This window comes from Stenotrophomonas sp. YJH_SMC_133 (assembly GCF_059370655.1).
This window is the reverse complement of the sequence record NZ_JCAFTW010000022.1, coordinates 17,499-29,149: the sequence shown is the minus strand read 5'-3', so window position 1 is coordinate 29,149 and position 11,651 is coordinate 17,499. Positions and strand designations below refer to the sequence as shown.

Sequence of the window (11,651 nt, the reverse complement as noted above, 5' to 3'; positions counted from 1 at the left end):
GCGAATAAGAAGTGCTCGACTATGGACGGTCAAACGGGCATTTTTATGGTGGTTCATCCGGGCTCTTTGGGGTCTGGAGAGGTGTGGTAACCACCATTTTCCAAAGATGTCCCGGATGAACAACGTACAGAGAGATCACAGCTAGCCAGCCACCATATCCATCCTCTTGGGGGGCTCTGCTACCATCCCCCGGCCCTTGTTTCCGCGAGTACGTTCGATGCCTGACGCGCCATCCCGATCGGCCCCTGCCGAGCGCATTGGCGTCGCGCTGTGCACCTACAACGGTGCGCGCTACCTGCAGGCGCAGCTGGACAGCATCCTCGACCAGGATCTTCCGGTGAACGAAGTCATGATCGGCGATGACGGTTCCAGCGACCAGACGCTGCAGCTGCTGCAGGCCTTCGTGCCGCGTGCAAAGGCGCTGGGCATCCGTGTCGAGATCGTCCAGCACGCGCGCAATCTCGGCTATGTGCGCAATTTCGCCGATGCACTGATGCGTTGCCAGGCCGACATCCTGTTCCTGTGCGACCAGGATGATGTCTGGCATCCGGGGCGTGTCCGCCGCTACGTGGAGCGCTTCCACGCCGATCAGGGCCTGTTGCTGCTGCACAGCGATGCATGGCTGGTGGACGCGCAGGGCGCGCTGCTTGGCCAGCGGCTGCTGGAGGTACTGGTGGTCCATCCGGCCGAGGTCGAGCTGGAACGCTCGGGCCTTGCGATCGACGCGATCCTGCTGCGCAACTTCATCACCGGTGCCACCTGCGCGCTGCGCCGCGGGCTGCTTGCCGGATCGCTGCCGGTCCCGCCGGGCTGGAGCCACGACGAATGGCTGGCGGTCCACGCATCGCTGCGTGGAGGATTGGACATGCTGGCCGAACCGACCATCGACTACCGGCAGCATGGCAACAACCAGATCGGTGCCAGTCGCCGCGGTTTCCTGCAACGCCTGCGCCATCTCGATCTGTTCGATTCACAGGCGCGCCAGCGCACGGCCGGGCGCCTGCTGGCCCTGGCCGATCTGCTGGGGCAGCGCGGCGTGGTGGTGGCGCCGGAGCGCTTCCAGGGACTTCACGCGCTCGCCTGGCGCATGGCCTGGTCGCGCCTGCAGCTGTATCGCCGTGTGGATGTGCCGGCAGGCTGGATCGCCCATGATGCGCCGCGGTTGATCGCACGCCTGGCCAACGTCTGCCTGGCGGGGGGCGGCTGGAAAGGGGGCTGGGCAGCGCTTGCGGGCGCGTGGGCCGGGTGGCGGGCGCCGCGCGCTGCTTGAACTGCAGTGAAACCGCGGGCCATCGCCTGCCAGCCACCGCGGCGCCTGCGTTAGACTCGCCAGACCCTACCTGCCTGCATGCCCGTGCCCCGACGCTACGATTCCGACGACATCGACGATTTCGACGACGACCAGCAGGACGACAGCCCGCTGTGGCGGCGTCGCCTGATCACCTGGAGCATGGCTGCGGTCGCGTTGGGATTGGGCTTCCTGATCCCTTATACGCTGTACCTGAACCAACAGGTGACCCAGCGCTTCGGTGAACTGCGTTGGCAGATCCCGACCCGGGTATATGCGCGGCCGCTGGTGCTCACGCCCGGCAAGGCGATGGACGCGGCGACCCTGAAGACCGAACTCGCCGCATCTGCCTACCGCGATGACGGGCAGGGCAAGGAGCCGGCGACCTATGCGGTGAATGGCGGGCGCTTTGTCATTTCCAGCCGTGGCTACAACGATGTGGATGGCCGCGTCGCACCGCGTCGGCTGGAACTGTCGCTGGCAGACGGTGCGGTTGCGTCGCTGCGTGATGCCGACAACCGCAAGGCGCTGAAGGCTGCGCGCCTGGACCCGGCACGTATTGCCACCCTGTACGGGCAGAAGCAGGAAGAACGCCGCCTGATCCGCATGGACGAGGCGCCGGACCTGCTGGTAACCGGCCTGCAGGCGGTGGAGGACAAGGACTTCAACCGTCACCACGGCATCGATCTGTCCGGCATCGCGCGCGCGGTGTGGGTGACGGTCCGTTCCGGTGGCCAGAGTCGCCAGGGGGCGTCCACGCTGACCCAGCAGCTGGCCCGCAGCGGCCTGCTCGGGATCGGCAAGGAACAGACGGTCACCCGCAAATTCAACGAAGTGCTGTACGCGCTGATCATGGAGGCGCGCTACGACAAGCGCACCATCTTCGAGGCCTATCTCAACCAGGTGTACCTGGGGCAGCGCGGCAGCCAGGCCATCCACGGCATGTCTTCCGGCGCCGAGTTCTGGTTCGGCCGTGACCTGCAATCGCTGGAAACTGAGCAGATCGCGCTGCTGATCGGCCTGGTCAAGGGCCCGTCCTACTACGATCCGCGGCGCAACCCGGAACGCGCGCTGGATCGCCGTAATTTCGTGCTGGGCAAGCTGCATGAGGCGACGCTGATCGACGATGCCGAGTACCAGCGTGCGTTGAAGGCGCCGCTGGGCGTGCCCAAAACGCCGGGCCTGGTGGCGGCCAACCGCTTCCCGGCCTATGTGGACCTGGTCCGTCGCCAGCTCGGCCATGACTATCCGGAATCGGCGCTGCAGGGCGCCGGCCTGAGCGTGATGACCGGCATGTCGCCGTCTGCGCAAGCCTATGCCGAAGGCGCGGTGACCCGCACCATCAAGTCGCTGGAAAGCAAGCGCCGTCCCGAACTGCAGGCCGGCATGGTGCTGACCGACGTGCACAACGGTGACGTGTTGGCGGTGATCGGCAGCCGTGAGGTGTCCGAGGTGGGGTTCAATCGAGCGATCGAAGCACAGCGCCCGGTCGGCTCGCTGTTGAAGCCGTTCGTGTACCTGCTGGCGCTGGCGCAGCCGGACCGCTACTCGCTGGCCAGCTGGGTCGACGATTCGCCGGTGACGGTGCAGCTCGGCCGTGGCCGCAACTGGAGCCCGGGCAACGCGGACAACCGCAGCCACGGCACCGTGCGCCTGATCGACGCGCTGGCGCATTCCTACAACCAGGCCACGGTGCGCGTGGGCATGCAGGTCGGCCCCGAGCGTGTGACCCAGCTGATCCACGTGCTGGCCGGCATCAAGGCCGAAGCGAATCCGGCGGTGATCCTCGGTTCGACCGACCAGAGCCCTTACGCGATGGCACAGCTGTACCAGTTCCTCGCGTCCGGTGGCGAAATCCAGCCATTGCATGCGGTGCGTGGCGTGCTCGATCCGCAGGGCAAGCTGCTCAAGCGTTACGACAAGACCCCGGCACCGGCCCAGGAAGGCGATTCGATTGCCGCCAACCTGATCAGTGTCGGCCTGCAGCAGGTGGTTGCCAGCGGCACCGCGCAGCGGCTCAACGCCGATGGCCTCAGCCGCCTGCAGCCGGCCGGCAAGACCGGTACCACCAACGATGGTCGTGACAGCTGGTATGCCGGTTACACCGGGGATCACCTGGCGGTGATCTGGATCGGCAACGACCAGAACGAGCAGGCTGGCCTGTACGGTGCCACCGGCGCGATGCGGGTCTGGTCGGGCATCTTCCAGCGTCTTCCCAGTGCGCCGCTGCGGGTCAGCAACAAGGGCCTGGACTGGCAGCCGGTGGCCGCCAGCGGCCTCAACACGACCGACGAGGGCTGCCCGGGAGCGCGCCGCTTCCCGTTCGTGGTCGGCTATGCGCCGGCCTATGCGCCCTGTGCACCGGCGGTGTCGCCGGACGGGCAGGGCGAGGCCGAAGGCGAGGGTGGCGGCTGGCGCAGCTGGTTCGGCCTGGACCGCAAGCCGGAAGCGCCTGCCGAACCTGCCGCGACGCCCGCCGCCGCCACTCCTCCCCCGAGCCGATGATGCCGATGAACATGCGATCCCTGCTGCAGCCCCTGGCCCTGACCGGCCTCAGCCTGGCCCTGGCCGCCTGCGTGAGCAGTGCGCCGCCGGTGGTCAAACCGGTCGATACCACCACGCCGGCGCAGCGCCTGGCCGCAGTTGACGCAGCCGCTGGCCCGGATGACAAGGAGCTGTCGGTGCAGCCGTTGCGTGATTCGCAGGTGGAAGATCTGCGGGTGACCGCGCAGGCACAACGCCAGGCCAACGATCTGGCCGGTGCCGCCAGCAGCCTGGACCACGCGCTGGAAATCGTCGCCGGTGACCCGGCGGTGCTGCAGGAGCGCGCCGAGCTGGCGCTGCTGCAGGGGCAGTGGGCACAGGCGGAGGCGTTTGCGCGCAAGGCGGTCGACCTGGGCTCGAAGACAGGGCCGCTGTGCCGCCGGCATTGGGCGACGATCGAGCAGTCGCGCCTGGCGCGGGGCGAGAAGGAGAATGCGGTGTCGGCGCATGCGCAGATTGAGGGCTGCACGGTGCCGGGGATCAAGCGGTACTGAGTTTCCAGCCAACGGCGCAGCCCCTCGTGGCTGGCTGCTTGGCCGCGTAAAGCAAAAGCCGCGCTTGGCCGGGTGGGGTGGGTTCGCGGGGGACGCCGTAAACCCGTCCTTGGGGGCTTGGCCGCGGCATCCATGCCGCGGACACCCCCGCGAACCCGCCCCGCCCGACCTCTGACAGTTTCCGTGTGCTGCCAGCCACGGAAGAGAAAAAGAAAATCAAAAGCGGGTCGCGCGCTGCGCGCACTCGTTGTGGGGTCGGATCCGTTTTTCGCAGGAACACGGCTCCGACCCCTTCTTGTTTCCGTTCCACCCACCGCTTCTGAAAGGGCAGTCGAGCAAGCTCGACTTTGCGAAGCACGTCCCTCCGTCACCGGGAAACTGTCGAAGGCGGGGACTGTGGGTTTGCGGGGTGTCCGCGGCATGGATGCCGCGGCCAAGCCCCCAGGGACGGGTTTACGGCGTCCCCGCAAACCCACAGTCCCCCGCCAGTCCCCAGTACAACCCAGAGCCATGAACACCGCTGTTGCTGTTGCTGGTGCTCCGGCTTGAAACGGGTGCCGGGCAGCGCCCGGCCGGGTATCCTTTCCCTCTGATGTCCGACCTTGTCCATGCCAGCCGCGAAGCCCTCAGCGACGGCGGCGCGCTCGCCTCGCACCTGGATGCCTTCGTCCCGCGTCCGGCACAGCTGCACCTGACCGAAGCCATCGCCGATGCGCTGCAGCAGCGTGACCTGCTGCTGGCCGAGGCCGGTACCGGCACTGGCAAGACCTTTGCCTATCTGGTGCCGGTGCTGCTGTCCGGGCTGCGTACCATCATTTCCACCGGAACCCGCGCGCTGCAGGACCAGCTCTACCACCGCGATCTGCCACGGGTGCGTCAGGCGCTGGGTGTCGGCCTGCGCAGTGCGCTGCTGAAGGGGCGCGCGAACTACCTGTGCCGCTATCGCCTGCAGCAGGCGCGTGGCGAGCCGCGTTTTTCCAGCCCCGAACAGGCGGCGCAGTTCCAGCGCATCCTGGCCTGGTCCGGTCGTTCGGAGTTCGGTGACATCGCCGAACTGGAAGGCCTGGCCGATGATTCGCCGCTGCTGCCGATGGTCACTTCCACTGTCGACAACTGCCTGGGTACCGACTGCCCGTTCTGGGATGACTGCTTCGTGGTGCGCGCGCGGCAGCGTGCGCAGGCCGCCGACGTGGTGGTGGTCAACCATCATCTGCTGCTGGCCGATCTGGCCCTGAAGCAGGATGGCTTCGGTGAATTGCTGCCGGGGGCGCAGGCCTTCGTCATCGACGAGGCACACCAGCTGCCCGAATTGGCCGCGCAGTTCTTCGGCGAAGGTTTCGGCATGCGCCCGTGGCAGGAACTGGGCCGCGACTGCCTGGCCGAAGCGCGTGGCGTCGGCGGCGCGCAGTCGGCGCTGCAGGAACCGGTCGACCAGTTGCAGCAGGCGCTGCTGGCCCTGCGTTCGGCGATGGAGGGACTGCCGCCGCGTGGCACGCAATGGCGCGCGTTGGCGATGCCGCAGGTGCGCGATGGATTCGATACGGTGATGGCGGGGTTGGTGACGCTGGAGCAGGCACTGCAGCCGCTGCGCGAAGCCGCGGCGGGCCTGGATGCCTGCCATGCGCGGGCGCGCGAGGCGGTCTCGCGGCTCAGCCGCTGGCTGGGCGATGACGAACCTGCCCTCGATTTCGATACCGACCCGGCGGAAACCGCCACTGCCGCTGATGTGCTCTGGTACGAGCTCACGCCACGTGGTTTTCGCTGCCAGCGCACGCCGATGGATGTGTCCGGCCCGTTGCGTGAGCATCGCGAACGCAGTCGCGCGGCATGGATCTTCACCTCGGCGACGCTGACCGTGGGCGGTGGCTTCGACCACATCGCCACCCGCCTGGGCCTGGACGACCCGCATACGCTGGTCCAGCCAAGCCCGTTCAATTGGCCGGAGCAGGCGCTGTGCTACCTGCCCGAAGGCCTGCCTGATCCGGCTGCGCGGGGCTTCGGTACTGCGTTGATCCAGACCCTGCGGCCCGTGTTGCAGGCGTCGCAGGGTAGGGCATTCCTGTTGTTTGCCTCGCACCGTGCATTGCGCGAGGCCGCCGAGGCACTGCGTGATGGGCCATGGCCGTTGTTCGTGCAGGGCGAGGCGCCGCGCGCGACGCTGCTGCAGCGCTTCCGCGAATCGGGCAATGGCGTGCTGCTGGGCTCGGCCAGTTTCCGCGAGGGCGTGGACGTGGTGGGCGAGGCGCTGAGCGTGGTGATGATCGACAAGCTGCCGTTCGCGGCACCGGACGATCCGGTGTACGAGGCACGGCTGGAGGCGATCCGCAGCGAGGGTGGCAATCCGTTCCGCGATGAGCAGCTGCCGCAGGCGGTGATTGCGCTGAAACAGGGCGTCGGTCGCCTGATCCGCAGTGAGAGCGACCGTGGTGTGTTGGTATTGTGCGACCCGCGCCTGCTCAACCGTGGCTATGGCCGGGTCTTCCTCGATTCACTGCCGCCATTCCGCCGTACCCGCAGCCTGGCCGATGTGCAGGCCTTCTTTACGCCACAATGGGCGCCCGTGGCCGATGATGCGGCTGCCCCGGCCGCCGTTGCGACCGGCCCCGAGCCGGCGCCCGGTGCCACGTTCCCCCTGTTCTGACCCGATCCGATGAAACTGCTCGCCTTTGAAACCGCCACCGAAGCCTGTTCCGTTGCCCTGCATGTCGATGGGCAGGTGCTGGAACGCTTCGAGATCGCCCCGCGCCGGCATGCCGAACTGAGCCTGCCGTGGGCGGAGGCGCTGCTGGCCGAAGCCGGCATCAGCCGCCGCCAGCTGGACGGTATCGCGCTCAGCCGCGGCCCGGGTGCGTTCACCGGCGTTCGCCTGGCGATCGCCATCGCGCAAGGCATTGCGCTGGCACTGGATCGGCCGTTGCTGCCGGTCTCGACACTGCAGGTGCTGGCGCTGCGGGCACCGGCGGACGAAACGCAGATCCTGTCGGCGATCGATGCACGGATGGGCGAGCTGTACGTCGCGCGCTTCGAACGTGTAGACGGCCTGCCGGTGGCACGTGATGCCGAGCGCGTGTGCGCACCCGCTGCGGTCGCGCTGCCGGAAGGGATGTCGGCCTACGGTGTCGGCACCGGTTTCGGTGCAGCCGAGGGGGCACTGGTGACCCAGCTGGGCACCGGCCTGCGCGGCTTTGATGCGACGGCGCTGCCGCGGGCGTCGGATGTATTGGCACTGGCGCTGCCGGCGTTCGCTCGCGGCGAAGCCATTGCACCGGAGAAGGTCGAGCCGGCGTACCTGCGTGACAATGTGGCGCTGACCCTGGTCGAGCAGCAGGCCGCGCGCGAGGCGAAGGCGAAGGCCAACGGCTGAGCCCCTCGTGGCGGGGTTGGTTGATCGCATAAACCAAAAGCCGCGCTTGGCCGGGCGGGGTGGGTTCGCGGGGGACGCCGTAAACCCGTCCATGGGGGCTTGGCCGCGGCATCCATGCCGCGGACACCCCCGCGAACCCACCCCGCCCGACCTCTGACAGTTTCCGTGTGCGTCCGCCACGGAAAATCAAAAAAGAAAATCAAAGTCAAAAGCGGATCGCTTCGCTCGCATCCACGCGTAGCGTGGATGTGTGTCGACCAAGGTCGACACCTACCAATAGCAAAAATGCGCCGCGATCTGTCAGAGGTGGGGCGGTGTGGGCTTGCAGGACCGTTGGCGCCATGGGCCCGAGGCATGCCTCGGGCGGGTTGGGCAGGACGCCCAACCCCGGTCTTGCCGTGTGCGCAGGACAGCGCACACGAGCAAGGCGCCAGCGAGCCCCCAGGGACGGGTTTACGGCGTGTCCTGCAAGCCCACACCGCCCCGCCAAACCCACATCCCAACCGCCGCTGTTGCTGTTGCCGTTGCTCTAGCCTTCCAGCGGGTCCCGGGCCGCAGGCCCGGGCACCAAAACCCTATCGGTCGTCGTGCAGGGTGCCGCCCGGCAGGAACACCCACGTACGGGTAACCTGCAGGATGTCGATTTCGTCTTCAGTCTTCGGCAATGGCGGGAACGGCTGGGCCAGCTGCACCACCCGCAGTGCGGCCTCATCCAGCAATGGCGTCCCGCTCGAACGCAGGATCCGGCTGCTCTCCACGCTGCCGTCGCGGCGCACGCCCACGCTGATCACTACCTGGCCGCCGAGGCGGCGCTGCCGCGCCTCATCCGGGTAATTCAGGTTGCCTACCTTCTCGGCACGGTCGACCCAGGCGCGCAGGTAATTGGCATAAGCATACTCACGCGTGCTGGCCGACACGAACTTGCGGTTCGGGCGCTTGGCGTACTGCGCCGAGCGCAGATGTACTTCGGCAGCCAGCCGCGCCATCTCCACGTCGCGCTGTTCGCGTGCGCTCAAGGGCGCATCCGGTTCGGGCTGATCCGGCGTGGGGCGGGACTGCGCCTGCGCCACCACCTCTTCGCCATTGCGGCTGCTGACCACCCGTGCCTGTGGCGGCGGAACCGGAGCGGCCGATTGCTGCTGCTGTGGAACCGGGCTGATTCCGGACTGGGCCTGCGGCACGATGCCGGCCTGGTTGTCGCGCGGACGCTGTGCGCGGTCGTGCTCGCCACCGCCTTCCTGATTGGCCGCGGCCAGGAAATCGGCCTGCTTCGGGGTCAGCGCGGTGCGGGTCTGGCTGAAGATGACTTCCAGTGTCGGCACCAGCGGCGCATCGCCCTTCACGGCGAAGCCCACGCCCAGGATCAGCAGGGCGTGGACCAGCACCGACAGCGCGATGGTCGCCCCCAGCCGTTGCGCTTCGCGCGGCGGCGGGGGCAGGACGGCAGGTGCGGCAGACATCAGCGCAGGCCGGCCTCGAGTGCGTCGAACAGGGTGCCAGCGATGTTCAGGCCGTACTGCGCGTCCAGTTCGCGCACGCAGGTCGGGCTGGTCACGTTGACCTCGGTCAGGTAATCGCCGATCACGTCCAGGCCGACGAAGCGCATGCCGCGGCGCTTCATCTCCGGGCCGACCTGGGCGGCGATCCAGCGGTCGCGCTCGCTCAGCGGGCGGCCTTCGCCGCGGCCGCCGGCGGCCAGGTTGCCGCGGAATTCATCGCCCTGCGGGATGCGCGCCAGGCAGTAGTCCACCGGTTCGCCATCGACCAGCAGGATGCGCTTGTCGCCGGCGGTGATGTCGGGAATGAACTTCTGGGCCAGCGCCAGCTTGCGGCCGCCGTCGGTCAGGGTTTCCAGGATCACGTTCAGATTCGGATCGCCCTGGCCGCTGCGGAAGATCGAGCGGCCGCCCATGCCGTCCAGCGGCTTCAGCACGGCCTGGCCGTGCTCCAGCGCAAAGGCCTTCAAGACCTTCGCGTCGCGGCTGACCAGGGTCGGCGGACAGCACTGCGGGAACAGCAGCGCGGCCAGCTTCTCGTTGTAGTCGCGCAGGCCCTGCGGGTTGTTGACCACGCAGGCGCCAGCCGCTGCGGCCACGTCCAGCACCTGGGTGTCGTAGATGTATTCGGCGTCGACCGGCGGGTCCTTGCGCATCAGCACGATCTGGCCGGGGCCGAACTCGGTGCGGCTGAACGCGCCCAGCTCATACCAGCCGGCCGGGTCGTCGCGCACCCGCAGCGGCGCGGTCTGGGCCACCGCTACGCCACCCTCCAGGGCCAGGCCGCCCGGGCGCACGTAGTGCAGGGCATGGCCGCGGCGCTGGGCTTCCAGCAGCATGGCGAAGGTGGTGTCCTTGGCGATCTTGATGTGGGCGATGGGATCCATCACCACGATGACGTTCAACGGCATGGGCGCACCTGTCAGGCAAGGCGTTGATGGTAGCGGCAACGCCGCTCGCGCGCCTCCCCGCCGTCCTGCAACGCAGCGTCCGCCCGGCGGTCGCGCACGCATTGCGAAACCCGTCACGTTCAGGAGGGTGCCATGCCCCGCGCCATGGGGCGGCCTTGAAGCGGGCGCGGAAAGTGCGATATAGATACGCTTTCGTAGCGGCCCCCGCCAGAGATCGGGCCGTGCGCTTGGGGATAGGCAATGACTGAAAACACGACTGCGGGCGGGGAACTCGCAGGACTCCGGGTGATGGTCATCGATGATTCGAAGACCATCCGCAGGACTGCGGAAACGCTGCTCAAGCGCGAAGGCTGCGAGGTGGTCACCGCCACCGACGGCTTCGAAGCGCTTGCGAAGATCGCAGACCAGCAGCCGCAGATCATCTTCGTCGACATCATGATGCCGCGCCTGGACGGGTACCAGACCTGTGCGCTGATCAAGGGCAACCAGCTGTTCAAGGCGACCCCGGTCATCATGCTCTCGTCCAAGGATGGCCTGTTCGACAAGGCGCGGGGACGCATCGTCGGCTCGGAGCAGTACCTGACGAAGCCTTTCACGCGTGAAGAACTGCTGGGTGCCATCCGCACATACGTCAACGCCTGACCAGGGGGGAAAGGCACAATGGCTCGTATCGTTCTGATCGAGGATTCACCGACCGACCGCGCGGTGTTCACCCAGTGGCTGCGCCGTGCCGGCCACGAGGTGCTGGAGGCGGACAATGCCGAGGATGGACTGCAGCTGGTCCGCGACCAGGTGCCGCAGCTGGTGCTGATGGACGTGGTACTGCCCGGCATGAGCGGCTTCCAGGCCACCCGCGCGATGGCCCGTGATGCGGCGATCAAGCACATCCCGGTGATCATCGTCAGCACCAAGGCGATGGAAACCGACAAGGCCTGGGGCCTGCGCCAGGGCGCGGCCGATTACATCGTCAAGCCGCCGCGCGAGGATGAACTGATCGCGCGGATCAACGAACTGGTGGCCTGATGCGCTCGCCCTTCGACATTCTCGAAGCCTACGAACGGCGCAGCCTGGCCCACGCGGTGCAGCTGCCCGAGCGGCAGTTCGCCCAGGACCTCTGGCGTGGCGTGGGTTACCGCGTCGGCCAGCGCCGGCTGGTGTCCGATTTCCGCGAAGTGGTGGAAATCGTGCCGATGCCGCCGGTGACCCCGGTGCCGTGCGCGCAGCCGTGGCTGCTGGGCGTGGGCAATCTGCGCGGCAACCTGTTCCCGGTGGTCGACCTGAAGTACTTCCTGGAAGGCACGCGTACCGTGCAGCAGGAAGGCCAGCGCGTGCTGATCATGCGCCAGGCCGGCGGCGACGTCGCGCTGACCATCGATGAACTGTTCGGCCAGCGCAGCTTTGAACTGGACCAGCAGATCGCGGCCGGCACGCTGGCCGAAGGGCGCTACGGCCACTTCGTCGATCGCGCCTTCCACGCCGACGGCCACGACTGGGGCGTGTTCTCCCTCTCGCTGCTGTCGCGTACCCCTGAATTCCGGCAAGCCGCGGCCTGAG

General features: G+C 67.8%; 10 protein-coding genes. 8 read left to right on the top strand and 2 right to left on the bottom strand.

Going from position 1 to position 11,651, the window contains the following annotated elements; translation table 11 throughout:
- Positions 1-217: 217 nt before the first annotated feature.
- The 5 genes from AC5P78_RS20700 (at position 218) to tsaB (ending at position 7,690) form a co-directional block, all read left to right on the top strand.
- Positions 218-1,270 carry a glycosyltransferase family 2 protein gene (locus AC5P78_RS20700; RefSeq protein WP_099562831.1) on the top strand — a complete coding sequence of 351 codons (1,053 nt, stop codon included), beginning with the start codon at positions 218-220 and terminating at the stop codon, positions 1,268-1,270.
- A gap of 84 nt (positions 1,271-1,354) precedes the next feature.
- Positions 1,355-3,793: a penicillin-binding protein 1B gene (mrcB, locus tag AC5P78_RS20695; protein WP_065184011.1), complete on the top strand. Its 2,439-nt coding sequence runs from the start codon at positions 1,355-1,357 to the stop codon at positions 3,791-3,793.
- Positions 3,790-4,326: a hypothetical protein gene (locus tag AC5P78_RS20690; RefSeq protein ID WP_005414256.1), complete on the top strand. Its 537-nt coding sequence runs from the start codon at positions 3,790-3,792 to the stop codon at positions 4,324-4,326. Before mrcB ends, AC5P78_RS20690 begins: the two co-directional genes overlap by 4 nt.
- Positions 4,327-4,918: 592 nt before the next feature.
- Entirely contained in the window at positions 4,919-6,967 is a 2,049-nt protein-coding gene (gene yoaA, locus AC5P78_RS20685; protein ID WP_414498657.1) for a DNA repair helicase YoaA, read from the top strand.
- A gap of 9 nt (positions 6,968-6,976) precedes the next feature.
- The gene (gene tsaB, locus AC5P78_RS20680; RefSeq protein ID WP_005410720.1) at positions 6,977-7,690 is read left to right on the top strand and encodes a tRNA (adenosine(37)-N6)-threonylcarbamoyltransferase complex dimerization subunit type 1 TsaB; all 714 of its coding nucleotides are present in this window, start codon (positions 6,977-6,979) and stop codon (positions 7,688-7,690) included.
- Positions 7,691-8,265: 575 nt separating this feature from the next.
- On the opposite strand, the gene AC5P78_RS20675 is transcribed toward tsaB, so the two are convergent.
- Positions 8,266-9,150: an energy transducer TonB family protein gene (locus tag AC5P78_RS20675; protein ID WP_005410719.1), complete on the bottom strand. Its 885-nt coding sequence runs from the start codon at positions 9,148-9,150 to the stop codon at positions 8,266-8,268.
- Positions 9,150-10,097 (bottom strand): glutathione synthase, encoded by a 948-nt coding sequence (gene gshB, locus AC5P78_RS20670; protein WP_049395795.1) that lies wholly within the window; start codon positions 10,095-10,097, stop codon positions 9,150-9,152. The genes AC5P78_RS20675 and gshB overlap by 1 nt, the downstream gene beginning before the upstream one ends.
- Positions 10,098-10,337: 240 nt before the next feature.
- Here gshB and pilG point away from each other — a divergent pair, with 240 nt between their 5' ends.
- From pilG to AC5P78_RS20655, 3 genes are read left to right on the top strand one after another with little or no spacing between them, the layout of a single operon-like run.
- Positions 10,338-10,739, top strand: a complete 402-nt coding sequence (gene pilG / locus AC5P78_RS20665) for a twitching motility response regulator PilG (protein WP_005418455.1) — start codon at positions 10,338-10,340, stop codon at positions 10,737-10,739.
- A gap of 18 nt (positions 10,740-10,757) precedes the next feature.
- Positions 10,758-11,120 carry a response regulator gene (locus tag AC5P78_RS20660; RefSeq protein ID WP_005410717.1) on the top strand — a complete coding sequence of 121 codons (363 nt, stop codon included), beginning with the start codon at positions 10,758-10,760 and terminating at the stop codon, positions 11,118-11,120.
- Complete coding sequence (locus tag AC5P78_RS20655) at positions 11,120-11,650, top strand: chemotaxis protein CheW (RefSeq protein WP_005410716.1); 531 nt, start codon at positions 11,120-11,122, stop codon at positions 11,648-11,650. The genes AC5P78_RS20660 and AC5P78_RS20655 overlap by 1 nt, the downstream gene beginning before the upstream one ends.
- Position 11,651: the final 1 nt, after the last annotated feature.